At 69.7% G+C, this 13,362-nt stretch carries 14 protein-coding genes; 8 read left to right on the forward strand and 6 right to left on the reverse strand.

Features of this window, described 5'->3' with window-relative positions:
* From AC1D2K_RS16630 to AC1D2K_RS16640, 3 genes are all read left to right on the forward strand, one after another.
* Positions 1-2,288: Tex family protein (locus tag AC1D2K_RS16630; RefSeq protein WP_478089937.1), on the forward strand; the 2,288-nt coding region annotated here is incomplete at its 5' end.
* Between the two features lie 47 nt (positions 2,289-2,335).
* A complete protein-coding gene (locus AC1D2K_RS16635; protein WP_478089938.1) occupies positions 2,336-3,415 on the forward strand; it encodes a patatin-like phospholipase domain-containing protein in 1,080 nt (359 codons plus the stop codon).
* Positions 3,416-3,459: 44 nt separating this feature from the next.
* Positions 3,460-3,681: a hypothetical protein gene (locus AC1D2K_RS16640; protein WP_478089939.1), complete on the forward strand. Its 222-nt coding sequence runs from the start codon at positions 3,460-3,462 to the stop codon at positions 3,679-3,681.
* 15 nt (positions 3,682-3,696) lie between these two features.
* On the opposite strand, the gene AC1D2K_RS16645 is transcribed toward AC1D2K_RS16640, so the two are convergent.
* From AC1D2K_RS16645 to AC1D2K_RS16660, 4 genes are read right to left on the reverse strand one after another with little or no spacing between them, the layout of a single operon-like run.
* The gene (locus AC1D2K_RS16645; RefSeq protein ID WP_478089940.1) at positions 3,697-4,062 is read right to left on the reverse strand and encodes a nitrile hydratase accessory protein; all 366 of its coding nucleotides are present in this window, start codon (positions 4,060-4,062) and stop codon (positions 3,697-3,699) included.
* Positions 4,059-4,721 (reverse strand): nitrile hydratase subunit beta, encoded by a 663-nt coding sequence (nthB, locus tag AC1D2K_RS16650; protein ID WP_478089941.1) that lies wholly within the window; start codon positions 4,719-4,721, stop codon positions 4,059-4,061. The genes AC1D2K_RS16645 and nthB overlap by 4 nt, the downstream gene beginning before the upstream one ends.
* The gene (nthA, locus tag AC1D2K_RS16655; RefSeq protein ID WP_478089942.1) at positions 4,718-5,347 is read right to left on the reverse strand and encodes a nitrile hydratase subunit alpha; all 630 of its coding nucleotides are present in this window, start codon (positions 5,345-5,347) and stop codon (positions 4,718-4,720) included. The genes nthB and nthA overlap by 4 nt, the downstream gene beginning before the upstream one ends.
* A 19-nt stretch (positions 5,348-5,366) precedes the next feature.
* A complete protein-coding gene (locus tag AC1D2K_RS16660) occupies positions 5,367-6,938 on the reverse strand; it encodes an AMP-binding protein (protein WP_478089943.1) in 1,572 nt (523 codons plus the stop codon).
* Between the two features lie 154 nt (positions 6,939-7,092).
* On the opposite strand from AC1D2K_RS16660, the gene AC1D2K_RS16665 reads away from it, so the two are divergent.
* Positions 7,093-8,079: a tripartite tricarboxylate transporter substrate binding protein gene (locus AC1D2K_RS16665; protein ID WP_478089944.1), complete on the forward strand. Its 987-nt coding sequence runs from the start codon at positions 7,093-7,095 to the stop codon at positions 8,077-8,079.
* Positions 8,080-8,089: 10 nt separating this feature from the next.
* Here AC1D2K_RS16665 and bla read toward each other — a convergent pair whose 3' ends face one another.
* Complete coding sequence (gene bla / locus AC1D2K_RS16670) at positions 8,090-8,959, reverse strand: class A beta-lactamase (RefSeq protein ID WP_478089945.1); 870 nt, start codon at positions 8,957-8,959, stop codon at positions 8,090-8,092.
* Between the two features lie 94 nt (positions 8,960-9,053).
* On the opposite strand from bla, the gene AC1D2K_RS16675 reads away from it, so the two are divergent.
* Positions 9,054-9,953, forward strand: coding sequence for a LysR family transcriptional regulator (locus AC1D2K_RS16675; protein ID WP_478089946.1), 900 nt, complete (start codon positions 9,054-9,056; stop codon positions 9,951-9,953).
* On the opposite strand, the gene AC1D2K_RS16680 is transcribed toward AC1D2K_RS16675, so the two are convergent.
* A complete protein-coding gene (locus AC1D2K_RS16680) occupies positions 9,923-11,059 on the reverse strand; it encodes an iron-containing alcohol dehydrogenase (RefSeq protein WP_478089947.1) in 1,137 nt (378 codons plus the stop codon). The genes AC1D2K_RS16675 and AC1D2K_RS16680 overlap by 31 nt on opposite strands.
* Positions 11,060-11,182: 123 nt before the next feature.
* Between AC1D2K_RS16680 and AC1D2K_RS16685 the strand changes: the two genes are divergently transcribed.
* From AC1D2K_RS16685 to AC1D2K_RS16695, 3 genes are read left to right on the forward strand one after another with little or no spacing between them, the layout of a single operon-like run.
* A complete protein-coding gene (locus AC1D2K_RS16685) occupies positions 11,183-12,118 on the forward strand; it encodes an alpha/beta hydrolase (RefSeq protein ID WP_478089948.1) in 936 nt (311 codons plus the stop codon).
* Entirely contained in the window at positions 12,115-12,984 is an 870-nt protein-coding gene (locus AC1D2K_RS16690) for a YbgC/FadM family acyl-CoA thioesterase (protein ID WP_478089949.1), read from the forward strand. The genes AC1D2K_RS16685 and AC1D2K_RS16690 overlap by 4 nt, the downstream gene beginning before the upstream one ends.
* Complete coding sequence (locus AC1D2K_RS16695; RefSeq protein WP_478089950.1) at positions 12,926-13,177, forward strand: hypothetical protein; 252 nt, start codon at positions 12,926-12,928, stop codon at positions 13,175-13,177. Before AC1D2K_RS16690 ends, AC1D2K_RS16695 begins: the two co-directional genes overlap by 59 nt.
* The last annotated feature ends 185 nt before the right edge of the window (positions 13,178-13,362 follow it).

Here is a 13,362-nt window from a genome sequence, read left to right on the forward strand (position 1 = left end):
GTGCCACCGTGCCCTTCATTGCCCGCTACCGCAAGGAGGTCACCGACGGCCTCGACGACATCCAGCTACGTGAACTCGAGGCCCGCCTGTCCTACCTGCGCGAGCTCGAGGATCGCCGCGCCGCGGTGCTGAAGAGCATCGACGAGCAGGGCAAGCTCACCCCTCAACTGCGCAGCGCGATCGAATCGGCGCCCACCAAGCAGGAGGTGGAGGACCTTTATCTGCCCTTCAAGCAGAAGCGCCGCACCAAGGGCCAGATCGCGCGTGAATTCGGCATCGAGCCGCTGGCCGACAAGCTGCTCGCCGATCCCACGCTGGATCCGGCCGTCGAGGCGCAGGCCTTCCTGCAGCCGGYCACGACACTGGACGACGGCAAGCCGGGTCCGGATTTCTCGACCGTCCCGGCCGTGCTCGATGGCGTGCGCGACATCCTTTCCGAGCGCTGGGCCGAGGACGCCCCGCTGGTGCAGCGCCTGCGCGAGTGGCTCTGGGCCGAGGGCCTGCTGAAGTCCAGCCTGATGGCAGGCAAGGACGAGAACAACGCCGACATCGCCAAGTTCCGCGACTACTTCGACTACGACGAGCCGATCGGCCGCGTGCCCTCGCACCGTGCGCTCGCGGTGTTCCGCGGCCGCGCGCAGGAGATCCTCGACGCCAAGCTGCTGCTGCCGGTCGAGCCCGAGCCGGGCAAGCCCTCGATCGCCGAAGGCAAGATCGCGCTGCACCTCGGATGGAGCCATGCGGGCCGGCCGGCCGACGACCTGATCCGCAAGTGCGTGGCCTGGACCTGGCGGGTCAAGCTGGCGCTGTCGACCGAGCGCGACCTGTTCACGCGGCTGCGCGAAGAGGCCGAGAAGGTCGCCATCAAGGTCTTCGCCGACAACCTGCGCGACCTGCTGCTGGCCGCACCGGCCGGCCCGCGCGTCGTCATGGGGCTGGACCCGGGCATCCGCACCGGCGTCAAGGTGGCGGTGGTCGATTCGACCGGCAAGCTGGTCGAGACCGCGACCGTCTTTCCGCACGAGCCGCGCAAGGATTGGGAAGGCTCGCTGCACACGCTCGGCAAGCTGTGCGCCAAGCATGGCGTGAACCTGATCGCGATCGGCAACGGCACCGCCAGCCGCGAGACCGACAAGCTGGCGGCCGACCTGATCAAGCTGCTGGCCAAGATGACGGCGCAGGCCGGCGCGCCGGACGTCAACGTCGACAAGGTGGTGGTGAGCGAGGCCGGTGCCTCGGTCTACTCCGCCAGCGAGTTCGCCTCGCAGGAGATGCCGGATGTCGACGTCAGCCTGCGCGGCGCCGCCAGCATCGCGCGCCGCCTGCAGGACCCGCTGGCCGAACTCGTGAAGATCGATCCGAAGTCGATCGGCGTCGGCCAGTACCAGCACGACGTGAACCAGAGCGAACTCGCGCGCACGCTGCACGCGGTGGTCGAGGATTGCGTGAACTCGGTCGGCGTCGACCTCAACACCGCCAGCGTGCCGCTGCTGTCGCGGGTCTCGGGCCTGTCGGCCAGCGTCGCCAAGGCCGTGGTGCGCTGGCGCGAAGCCAACGGCGCCTTCGCCAGCCGCCAGCAGCTGCTGGACGTCAGCGGCTTCGGCGCCAAGACCTTCGAGCAGAGCGCGGGCTTCCTGCGCATCCGCGGCGGCAGCAACCCGCTCGACATGACCGGCGTCCATCCGGAAACCTACCCGGTGGTCGAGCAGATGATCGAGAAGTCCGGCAAGCCGGTGGCGGAGCTGATGGGCCGCGCCGACATGCTCAAGACGCTGAAGCCCGAGCTGTTCGCCAACGAGAAGTTCGGCGTCATCACGGTCAAGGACATCTTCGGCGAGCTCGAGAAGCCCGGCCGCGACCCGCGCCCCGACTTCAAGGTGGCGCGCTTCAACGACGGCGTCGACGACATCAAGGACCTGGTCGAAGGCATGGTGCTCGAAGGCACGGTGAGCAACGTCGCGCAGTTCGGTGCCTTCGTCGACCTGGGCGTGCACCAGGACGGCCTGGTGCACGTGAGCCAGCTCTCGCACAAGTTCGTCAACGATGCGCGCGAGGTGGTCAAGACCGGTGACATCGTCAAGGTCAAGGTGATGGAGGTCGACGTCGCGCGCAAGCGCATCGGGCTGTCGATGAAGCTCGACGCCGCGCCGGCGCGCCGCGATGGTCCGCGCGACAACCGCTTCGAAGGCGCGGGACGCGGCCAGCAGGCGCCGCGCCGCGACAACTCGCCGCAGCCGGCCGGCCAGATGGCCTCGGCCTTCGCCAAGCTGCAAGGGCTGCGCAAGTAAGTGGCCGCCGTGGGCCGGAGCGCACGATTCTTGCCAGTGGACCGGGCATGAAAGCGCTTCGGATCTACGCCGGCCCGGCGGCCCGCGAACACATCGCTGGCCACGGCCTGCAGCCGGCAGACGTGCGCACCATCCCGGGGGCCGCCGGCGGCCCCAAGGGATTGGTGCTCGGGCCGATCGACCGCTTCCTGTTCGGCGACTGGTTGCCGCGTTCGTCGCAACCGGTCGACCTGGTCGGCGCTTCCATCGGCGCCTGGCGGCTGGCCAATGCCTGCCTGAGCGAACCCCGGAGCGCCTTCGAGCAGTTCGAGCACGGCTACATCCATCAGCATTTCGAGCTGCCGCCGGGCCAGAAGCGGCTGAGCGCGAAGCAGGTCAGCGCGCAGTTCGGCGAAGGACTGCGCAGCTTCTACGGCGGCCGCTCGGCCGAGGTGCTCGGGCACTCGCGCTACCGGCTGCACGTGATCACCTCGCGCGGCCGGCACATCCTCGGGCGCGAGGGCAGGGCGCGCACGCCGGTGGGCTACCTGGGCGCCTTCCTCACCAACAGCGTGCACCGCAAGGGCCTGGGCGCCTGGCTCGAGCGCGTGGTGTTCTCGACGCCGGGGGCCGCGCTGCCTTTCGGCACGCGGGATCTCCGCACGCGCCAGGTCGATCTGGTCGAGGCCAACTTCGAGCTCGCGCTGCAGGCTTCGTGCTCGATTCCGTTCATGCTCGAGGCGGTGCACGACATCCCGGGCGCGCCGCCCGGCGCCTACTGGGACGGCGGCATCACCGACTACCACCTGCACCTGGACTACGGCAACGCCGAGGGGCTCGTGCTGTATCCGCATTTCCAGCGGGCGGTGGTGCCGGGCTGGCTCGACAAGGGGCTCAGGTGGCGCCACAAGCCCACGGGATTCCTCGACCGCATGGTGGTGCTGGCGCCGGATCCGGAGTGGGTCAAGGGCCTGCCCAACGGCAAGCTGCCGGACCGCAACGACTTCCTGCGCTATGGCAGCGACCTGGCCGGACGCATCAAGGCCTGGAGCACTGCGGCCGCGGCGTCGTGCCAGTTGGCGGAGGAGTTCTCGCAGTGGCTGGAAACGGGCTGCAGCGTGCGTGAGGTGCAGCCGCTCCAGGCATGACGGCGCTACAGTCGACAGACGCATTGCCTCCCTCGAAGCTCTCCATGAACGCATACCGAATCATTGGCCTGATCCTGATCTTCGCCGGCATCCTGTCGCTCGCGCTGGGTCATGTCAGCTTCACCAAGTCGACCCACCAGATCAAGATCGGACCGGTCGAGCTGGCGGTCAAGGAGAAGCGGGACATCGAGTTGCCGATCTGGGCCGGCATCGGAGCGATCGTGGTGGGCGGGGTGCTGGTGGTGATCGGTGGGCGCAAGCGCTGAAGCCGCACGCAGGGCTCAGCCGAAATCCTGCTCCCGCAACTCGATCGCGCGCCCATGCGGCGTGCGGTCCGCTGCCCGGTCCCAGGCCTGTTGATAGCGTTCGAGTTCCGCCGCCGAACTCGCGCCCTTGGCTGCGACCAGCGTCTCCAGCGCGGCCAGCCAGTGGCGGTAGTACGTGTCGCCAAGGTCGGCATCACCGGCAGCCTGGGCGGCGCCGATCTGCCGGGCCAGCGCATCGGCCCATTCGGGCCAGGTGAACAGGCCGCGCTGGTGCAGCGAAACCGCAAGGGCGAAGGCGTGCGCCTCCCAGGGCTCGCGGAACACCGGCTCCGCGCCATCATCGGTCGGCATGCCGGGCAGCAGTCGGGGGATCGCGTTCATTCGGCAGGCTCCAGGTAGCTCTCCCAGGCGTCGACCGAGACGCTGAGTCCGGCCTCGGCGCCTTCGCCCCACAACGCAGCGCCGTCGAAAACGACCGTGTAAAGCCACTGCGGTCGCTCACCCAGCCCCTGCGCATGCGCGTCGGCGAAGACGTGCATGCCGTGCAGGCGCTCGACAGTGCCGACCTGGCCCTGCACGTAGCCGGGCAGACGTGTGTGGTGATCGACGGCGCCGGCGCGGGTGCGCACGCGCTGGCCGGCCGCGAAGCGTGCCGGTGCGGTCGCGGGGCGCTCCGTGGCGGTTCCCCGGGCCAGCGCGGCCGGAACGTCGGCCGCGCGCAGGACGCGCTTGACCGATTGCGGTGGATGCAGCATCCGGCCCGCAGCCAGCTCGTCGGGCAACAGCTGTAAGCGCTCGGCCATCAGCGCCTCGAGCGCCGCGAGCCAGATCTGGTAGTAGCTCAACTGGGCGTAGGCGGGCAGGGTCTCGCGTGCGCTGCGGCTGGCATCGATGTTCCACGATCCGGTGCCGCCCATCGCCAGGGTCAGGGCCAGCACGCGCGCCTCCCATCGGGCGTGGAAAGGCTCGCCCTCGGGCTCGCGGACGATCTGGCCGGGCAGGTCCCGGCCGCCGAGATCGGCGTGGGAGACGTAGCTCATGGCGCGGCCTCAGGCGAGCGGGCCAGTCCGGTACCGATCATCGAATCCCGCGTCACGAGATCGGCCAGGGCTTCCTCGCTCCACCCTTCGGTGCCGGCCGGGCGCTGCGGGATCACGAGGTAGCGCACCTCGGCGGTGGAGTCCCAGACACGGATCGCGGTCGACGCGGGCAGCTTCACGTCGAACTCGGACAGCACGCCGCGCGGATCCTTCACGGCCCGCGAGCGGTAGGGCGCGCTCTTGTACCAGGTCGGCGGCAGGCCCAGCACCGGCCAGGGATAGCAGCTGCACAAGGTGCAGACGACCATGTGGTGCTGGGTGTCGGTGTTGGCGACCGCGACCATGTGCTCGCCCTGGCGTCCGCTGTAGCCCAGCGAGGCGATCGCCGCGGTGGCGTCCTTCAGCAACCAGTCGCGAAAGGCCGGATCGACCCACGCGCGGGCGACCACCCGCGCGCCGTTGCGCGGGCCGATCTGGGTCTGGTAGGTGTCGATGAGCACGTCGAGTGCCGCCGGATCGATATACCCCTTCTGCGTGAGCACGGTCTCGAGGGCGCGGACCCGCAGGTCCATTTCGCCGAGTTCGCTGTGGTCGTCGGAATGSGCGTGGTCGTGGTCGTGGGCCATGCACGCATGCTAGCGCGGCTCAGCGCTGGTACAAGTCCTGGTGCTGCCCGCGTATCAGGTGCTTCTGCAGCTTCCCGGTGCCGGTGCGCGGAAACTCGGCCACGAAGACGATCGCCTTCGGCGTCTTGAAGCCGGCCAGGCGGGCGGCGCAGTGCGACATCAGGGCCGCCTCGTCGAGTGCCGATCCGGGCCGCCGAACGACCACGCCGGTGATCGCCTCGCCCCAGTGCGCATGCGGCAGCCCGACCGCCGCGGCCTCCGCCACCTCGGGGTGGTCCATCAGGCAGCGTTCGACCTCGACCGAGGCCACGTTCTCGCCGCCGGTCTTGATCACGTCCTTGTAGCGGTCCTCGAACCAGATCGCGCCGTCCTCGTCGATGTGCGCCACGTCGCCGCTGTGGAACCAGCCGTGGCGCAGGCAGGCGCGGCTCTCCTCGGGCAGGTGGAGATAGCCGTTCATGACCTGCGGGCCGCGGTAGACCAGCTCGCCGGTCTGGCCGCGCGGCAGCAGCCGGCCCTGGTCGTCCATCACGGCCACGCGCGTCATCGCGGTGGCGGTGCCCCAGGTGGCCGACTTGCTCCACTGGTGCTCGGGGCGCTGGACGCAGGTCGCCGGCGTGAATTCGGTCTGGCCCGAACCGAGGACCACGTCGGCGTTCGGAAACATCGCGTGGATGGCCGCGAGCCGCTCCTGCGGCATCGGCGCCATCGCGTACATCGCGCGGCGCATCGCCGGAAAGCTGCGCCCCTGCAACTCGGGATGCCCGAGCAGCAGGCCATACATCATCGGCAGCAGGACCACCAGGTGCACGCCCTCGGCTTCGAACAGCGTCGCCACCCGTTGCGGTTCGAATCCCTGGGTCAGCACCAGCGTGCCGCCGATGACCATCAGCGGCAGCACCACGCTGTTGAGCATCGCGCAATGGAACAGCGGCAGTGCGACCAGCGAGGTGTAGCCTGGGCCGCCGTGCAGCGACAGCGCACCGGTCAAGCCCGCCATCGTCACCGCGAGGTGGCTGGTCAGCACGCCCTTCGGGGTCGAGGTGGTGCCGCTGGTGTAGAGCAGTTGCACGACGTCGCGGTCCCGGATCTCGACTTCGAGCGGCTCGCGGCTTCCGCCGGCCAGCAGGGCCTCGAACTCGGCGCCCGTGTGGAAGCGATGCGCGAGCGATGGAAGGTCTTCGGCCAGCACGCCCCGGGCCATGTCGCGCAACCCGTCCTCGACCACCAGCACGCGGGCGGCGGCATCGCGCAGGCACCAGGCGATCTCGGCCGGGCGCAGCCCGAGATTGACCGGCGCGCAGATCAGGCCGGCGCGGGCGCAGGCGAAGTAGGTCAGCAGCAGTTCGGTGCAATTGCGCGCCATCACCGCCACCACGTCCTGGTGTGCGAGCCCGAGGCCGAGCAGGGCGTGGCCGAGTTGGTCGACCTGGCGATCGAAGTCTGCGTAGCGGAGCCGGCGCGGGCCGTCGACGATGGCCACCCGGTCCGGATGGAGGTCGGCGCTGCGGGCGAGCACGTCGCCCACGCAGACCCGTTCGATGAGGTTGCGCTCAAGCGCGCTCGGCGCGGCGAACTCGTGTTCAAGCATTGCCTGTCTCCCTGTGTGGATGCCGAGAAGATAGGGAGGTCGCCAGGCCTCGTCTTGTGTGAACTGGCTGCACCCCTGGGCTGACGGGCAAACCCTGAGGCTCGGTCCGCCTGCCGCCTTCCAGAATGGGTCGACCCTCCTGGAGACCTTTTTCATGCCGCATGTCCGCCTGTCCCGCCGTGTCTTCAACCTGTCGGCCGCCGCGGCGGCGGTCTCGGTCGCAGCGCCTTCGCTGGCGCAATCCGCCTGGCCTTCCAAGCCGATCCGCATCGTCGTGCCGTACACGCCCGGCGGCTTCACCGACCAGATGGCACGGCTGATCCAGCCCGGACTGCAGAGCCGGCTCGGCCAGGCGGTGGTGATCGACAACAAGCCCGGTGCCAACAGCCTTATCGGCGTCGATGCGGTCGCCAAGGCGGTGCCCGACGGCAGCACCTTCGGCGTCGTGATCGCGGCCTATGCGGCCAACACCACGCTCTATCCCAAGCTGCCCTACGACCCGCGCCGCGACCTGGTCGGCGTGTCGCTGATGGGCGTCTCGCCGCTGCTCGCGGCGGTCAACAACGACGCGCCCTTCAAGACCGCGAAGGAACTGATCGACTACGCGCGCGCCAACCCCGGCAAGGTGAGCTTCGGCTCGTCGGGCAACGGCTCGGCGGCGCACCTCACGAGCGAGCTGTGGAAGTCGCTCACCAAGACCTACATGATCCACATCCCGTACCGCGGCGCAGTGCCGGCGCTGACCGACCTGATGGGCGGCCAGATCCAACTCTTCTTCGATGCGCCCACGGGGCTCATCAACCAGGGCAAGGCCGGCAAGGTGCGGCTCATCGGCGTCGCCAGCGAACGGCGGCTGCCGGTGCTGCCCGAGGTGCCGACCTTCATCGAGCAGGGCTTCCCGGGTTTCACCGGCAGCACCTGGGCCGGCATGCTGGCCCCTGCCGGCACGCCGCGCGAGATCGTCAAGCGCATGTCGGAGGAGGTGGCGCGCATCATCAAGAGCGACGAGACCAAGGCCCGGCTGGAGGCCATGGGCACCTTCCCGGCGGGCAGCACGCCCGAGGAGTTCGATGCCTTCATCGCCGCCGAGACCACCAAGTGGGCCCAGGTCATCAAGACGGCGAACGTGAAGCCGGACTGAGCGACCGCGTTCAGGCGGCCCGTGCGATCGCGGCCCCCACCGAGGCCAGTGTCGCATTGCGGGCCTCCATCGAGGCCGTGCTCTGGGTCAGGTAGACCGCGGCCAGGATCGGCGCGCGGCCCGGCGGCCGCAGGATCGCGATGTCGTTGGCGGTGCCCTGGTCGCCGGAGCCGGTCTTGTCGCCGACCGACCAGTCCGGCGGCACGCCCGCGCGCAGCCGCTGGCCGCCGGTCTGGTTGGCGGCCAGCCAGCGTTCCATCTGCGCACGCGACGGCGGCGAGAGCGCATCGCCCAAGAGAATCTTTTGCATGTCGTCCAGCATCGCGCCCGGCGTCGTGGTGTCGCGCAAATCGCCGGGGCGGGCCTCGTTGAGCGCGGTCTCGATGCGGTCGAGCCGCGTCTGCGCGTCGCCCAGCGAACGGGCATAGTGCGTCAGGCCGGGCGGTCCGCCCAGGCTCGCGAGCATCAGGTTGCCGGCCGTGTTGTCGCTGCGGGTGATGGCGGCCTCGCACAGCTGCGACATCGTCATGCCGGCGCCACCGACGCGCTTTTCGGTCACGGGCGAGTAGGTCACGAGCTCGGCGGCGGTGAAGACGATGCGGCGGTCCAGCCGCTCCTGCCGCTGGTCGACACGCGCCAGGATCGCCGCGGCAGCCAGGAACTTGAAGGTGCTGCACATCGGAAATCGCTCGGCCTCGCGGTGCCCGGCGCGGGCGCCGCTGCCGGTGTCGAGCACCGAGACGCCGAGGCGGGCGCCGCTGGATGTCTCGATCTCGGCGAATCGTGCCGAAAGGGCCGCCTTGCCGTCCGCCCGGGCCAGGGTGCAGGCGCCGGCAAGGGAGGCCAGCAGGCCGGCAGAAAAGTGTCGTCGCTGAATCATTCATTCTCCTGAAAGCAGGCAACTCTCGGCGTTTCCGGACGACGGCGCAAACGATGGTATTTTGCAGATTACAAAAGAAAATCTATCGCATCCAATGACGCGCCCCCATCTTCCTCTGAACGCGCTGCGGGCCTTCGAATGCGCCGCCCGCCACCTCAGCTTCACGCTCGCGGCGGCGGAGCTCCACGTGACGCAGGCGGCGGTGAGCCAGCAGGTGCGCGGTCTCGAATCGCGCCTCGGCGTGTCGCTGTTCCGCCGCTTGCCGCGCGGCCTGGTCCTGACCGACGAAGGCCATGCGCTGCTGCCGGTGCTGGTCGATGCCTTCGGCCGCATCGAGGCGGTGATCCAGCAGTTCGACAACGGCCATTTCTTCGAGGTCCTGAGCATCGGCGTGGTCGGCACCTTCGCGGTCGGCTGGCTGATGCCGCGGCTTCGGCTGTTCCGCGAAAGCTGCCCCTTCATCGACCTGCGCCTGATGACGCACAACAACGTGGTCGACCTGGCGGCCGAAGGGCTGGACTTCGCGATCCGCTTCGGCGACGGCAGCTGGCCGGGTCTGCTGGCCGACCCCTTGCTGACCGCGCCGCTGAGCGTGCTGTGCGCCCCTGCGGTCGCGGCCCGCGTGCGCCGGCCGCAGGACCTGGCGCACGAGACCCTTTTGCGCTCCTATCGCGCGGAAGACTGGCCCGGCTGGTTCGCCGCCGCGGGCCTGGACTGCCCGGCCATTCGCGGGCCGGTGTTCGACTCGTCGCGGCTGATGGTCGAGGCGGCCGTGCAGGGCGCGGGCGTCGCGCTGGCGCCGGCCTCGATGTTCGAGCGCGAACTGAAGGAAGGCCGGTTGATGCGGCCCCTGGCCATCGAGGTGATGACCGGCAGCTACTGGCTCACCCGCCTGCGGTCACGGCCGCCGAGTCCGCCGATGGCGCTGTTCCGCAACTGGCTGCTGGCCGAAGCCGGCGCACCCTACATCGACGCTTCGAGCATCCGGCGGTAGTCGTCGCGGGTCGCGAGCCGCGGGTTGGTCTTGTGGCAGTGGTCGGCCATCGCGCCGTCGATCACGGCCTCGAAGATCGCGGGCGTGACGCCGACCTCGGCCAGGCCCTTGGGCAGGCCCAGGCGCGCGCTCATGTCGCGGATCGCGTCGCCGAGGTCGCCGGCCGAATCCAGGTGCATGGCCTGCGCCATGCGCTGCAGCCGCTGCTCTTTCCGGACCGACTCGGCGCCGGCGTTGAAGTGGATCACGGCCGGCAGGAAGAGGGCGTTGAGGGTGCCGTGGTGCAGGCGCGGGTCGATCCCGCCCAGGCTGTGGCTCAGCGAATGCACGCAGCCCAGGCCCTTCTGGAAGGCCATCGCGCCCTGCATCGAGGCGCTCATCAGGTTGAGCCGGGCCTCGCGGTCGCTGCCGTCGCGGGTGGCGCGCTCGATGTGGGCCCAGGCGCGTTCGAGGCCGTCGAGCGCGATGCCGTCGGCCGGCGGATTGAAGGCCGCCGACATGAAGGTTTCCATGCAGTGGGCGATGGCGTCCATGCCCGTGGCCGCGGTCAGTTTCGGCGGCAGGCCGAGCGTGAGTTCGGGGTCGCAGATGGCGGCCTTCGGCATCAGGAACCAGCTGTGGAAGCCGAGCTTGCGATGGTCGTCGACGATCACGATCGCGCCGCGCGCGACCTCGCTGCCGGTGCCGCTGGTGGTCGGCACGGCGATCAGCGGCGCGACCCGGTCGGTGATCTTCGGCGAGCCGCCTTCGATGGTGGCGTAGGTCTTGAGCGGGCCTTCGTGCGTGGCGGCGATCGCGACGCCCTTGGCGCAGTCGATGGCCGAGCCGCCGCCCACCGCGATCAGGCCGTCGCAGCCCGCCTCGCGGTATTGCGCGGCCGCCAGCCGCACCGCGGCTTCGGTCGGATTCGAGGGCGTCTGGTCGAATACCGCCACCGGCAGGTCGCCGAGCGCGTCGAGCGCCTTCTGCAGGATGCCGGCGGCGCGCACGCCGGCGTCGGTCACGACCAGCGGCCGCGTGATTCCGATGCGCTCGCATTCGCTGCGCAGCAGCTGGACGGCGCCGAAGTCGAACTGGATCTGGGTCAGGTACTGGATGAGGGCCATGGCTGTGATGCGAGTGGTTCGGTGAAGCGGACGGTACGATGCGAGCCTTCGAATCTAACAAGCACCGCAGTCCTTGGACACGAAAATTACCCTAGCGCTTGTCTCCGGCGGGTCAGCCCGGCCATGGCAGTGCTGACCCCCAAGATGGCCGGCGTCATCGAGCGCATGGCCCGTGCCGGCCGACCGCCGCTGAATGCCCTGACACCGGCCGAGGCCCGAGCGGCCTACGAAAAAGGCGCCGGCGTGCTCGAAGTCCCGAAGCCGCAGCTCGCGCGCGTCGAGGATTTCAGCGTGCCCGCGCGCGATGGCCATGCGCTGCCGGCGCGCCTGTACGCGCCGTCCAGCGAGGTGCTGCCGCTGCTGCTGTTCTTCCATTGCGGCGGCTTCACGGTCGGCAGCATCGCGACCCACGACACCCTGTGCCGGGTGCTGAGCCGGCAAAGCGGCTGCGCCGTGATCTCGGTCGACTACCGGCTGGCGCCCGACCACAGGTTTCCGACGGCCTCCGACGACGCCTGGGATGCGCTGGCACACGTCGCGCAGAACGCCGCGCAGTGGGGCCTCGACGGCACGCGGATCGCCGTCGGCGGCGACAGCGCCGGCGGCACGCTGGCCGCGGTCTGCGCGATCCTGGCGCGCGACGCCGGGCTGCCGATCGCGCTGCAATTGCTCATTTATCCGGGCACCGCGGCGCATCAGGACACGGACTCCCACCGGCGCTACGCCGAAGGCCCTCTGCTCGGCGAGGCGCTGATCAGCTGGTTCTTCGGCCAGTATGTCCATTCGGCCGCCGAGCGCGACGACTGGCGCTTCGCGCCGCTCAATGCCGACGACGTCGAGGGCGTCGCGCCGGCCTGGATCGGCCTGGCCGAGATCGACCCGGTGGTCGACGAAGGCATCGCCTACGCCGACAAGCTGCGTGCCGCCGGCGTCGCGGTCGACCTTGAAATCTACCGCGGCGTGATTCACGAATTCGTCAAGATGGGCCGCGCCATTCCCGAAGCGCTGCAAGCCCATGCCGATGCCGCCCATGCCCTGAAACAAGCCTTGCAACCATGACCGACCTCCACCAGAAATCCGACTTCCGCTTCTTCCATCGCCTGCGCGTGCGCTGGGCCGAGGTGGACATGCAGAAGATCGTCTTCAACGCCCACTACCTGATGTACTTCGACACCGCCATCGCCGACTACTGGCGGGCGATGGCACTGCCGTACGAGGAAGCGATGCTGGCGCTCGACGGCGACCTCTACGTGCGCAAGGCCACGGTCGAGTTCAACGCCTCGGCGCGGGTCGACGACCTGCTCGACGTCGGCATGAAGTGCCAGCGCGTGGGCAACTCCTCGATCGTGTTCCACGGCGGCCTGTTCCGCGGCGAGCAACTGCTGGTGAGTTGCGAGCTGGTCTACGTGTTCGCCGATCCGGCCACGCAGACCTCCAAGCCGGTGCCGCCGCTGCTGCGCGAGATCCTCGCGGCCTACGAGGCCGGCGAGCCGATGCGCGAGGTCGCCACCGGCGACTGGGTGCAGCTGGGCGAGGGCGCGGGCAAGGTGCGGCGCGAGGTCTTCATCGACGAGCAGCGCATCCCGAAGGAACTCGAATGGGACGAACATGACGCGACCGCGGTGCATGCGGTGGCGCGCAACCGGCTTGGCCAGGTGATCGCGACCGGGCGGCTGCTCCCGGAAGCGCCCGGCCTGGCGCGCATCGGACGGATGGCCGTGCACCGCACCCTGCGCGGCGGCGGACATGGTGCGGCCGTGCTGCGCGCACTCGAAGCGGTGGCCAAGGCGCGCGGCGACCGCGAGGTCAGCCTGCATGCGCAGCGCACGGCGCAAGCCTTCTATGTCCGGCTCGGCTACGCACCGCATGGCGAGCCTTTCGAGGAAGCGGGGATCGCGCACCTCGAGATGCGGCGAACGCTCTGAGCCTCGTCCCGGCGGCTGGTGCTACAGGGAAACCGCGGCGGCGCTGCGGGCCGCCGGGCACACCGTCTTCACGCCCACCCACACCGGCGTCGGCGAGCGCTTTCACCAGTCGGCGGAGAACATCACGCTCGAGACCCACATCCGCGACGTCTGCGGCTGCATCGAATGGGAAGAGCTGAAGCTGGTTGCCTGAGTTTTGGGGTTTAGGGTTTTGTTGAAGGGCGGGGGCGGGGGCGGGGGCGGCGGCGGTGGGCGGTAGGCCCCGGGCCGGCCGACGTCACCGGCCGCTTCGCGGCTGCCCTGCGCTGCTCACGGTACGCGGGGTCTCGCTCAAACTCGCTCCGCTGCGCTCCACTCAAACAGTCGCGAGCCCTGATC

Source organism: Variovorax sp. P1_H12_2 (genome assembly GCF_056405335.1).

What these genes read in the sequence shown, in the direction of transcription:
- AC1D2K_RS16640 (WP_478089939.1), top strand. Translation starts at nt 3,460, where the DNA reads ATGAACGCATACCGAATCATTGGCCTGATCCTGATCTTCGCCGGCATC.
- AC1D2K_RS16690 (WP_478089949.1), top strand. Translation starts at nt 12,115, where the DNA reads ATGACCGACCTCCACCAGAAATCCGACTTCCGCTTCTTCCATCGCCTG.
- AC1D2K_RS16695 (WP_478089950.1), top strand. Translation starts at nt 12,926, where the DNA reads ATGGCGAGCCTTTCGAGGAAGCGGGGATCGCGCACCTCGAGATGCGGC.
- AC1D2K_RS16685 (WP_478089948.1), top strand. Translation starts at nt 11,183, where the DNA reads ATGGCAGTGCTGACCCCCAAGATGGCCGGCGTCATCGAGCGCATGGCC.
- AC1D2K_RS16660 (WP_478089943.1), bottom strand. Translation starts at nt 6,938, where the DNA reads ATGCTTGAACACGAGTTCGCCGCGCCGAGCGCGCTTGAGCGCAACCTC.
- nthB (WP_478089941.1), bottom strand. Translation starts at nt 4,721, where the DNA reads ATGAGCTACGTCTCCCACGCCGATCTCGGCGGCCGGGACCTGCCCGGC.
- AC1D2K_RS16645 (WP_478089940.1), bottom strand. Translation starts at nt 4,062, where the DNA reads ATGAACGCGATCCCCCGACTGCTGCCCGGCATGCCGACCGATGATGGC.
- AC1D2K_RS16635 (WP_478089938.1), top strand. Translation starts at nt 2,336, where the DNA reads ATGAAAGCGCTTCGGATCTACGCCGGCCCGGCGGCCCGCGAACACATC.
- AC1D2K_RS16665 (WP_478089944.1), top strand. Translation starts at nt 7,093, where the DNA reads ATGCCGCATGTCCGCCTGTCCCGCCGTGTCTTCAACCTGTCGGCCGCC.
- AC1D2K_RS16680 (WP_478089947.1), bottom strand. Translation starts at nt 11,059, where the DNA reads ATGGCCCTCATCCAGTACCTGACCCAGATCCAGTTCGACTTCGGCGCC.
- bla (WP_478089945.1), bottom strand. Translation starts at nt 8,959, where the DNA reads ATGATTCAGCGACGACACTTTTCTGCCGGCCTGCTGGCCTCCCTTGCC.
- AC1D2K_RS16675 (WP_478089946.1), top strand. Translation starts at nt 9,054, where the DNA reads ATGACGCGCCCCCATCTTCCTCTGAACGCGCTGCGGGCCTTCGAATGC.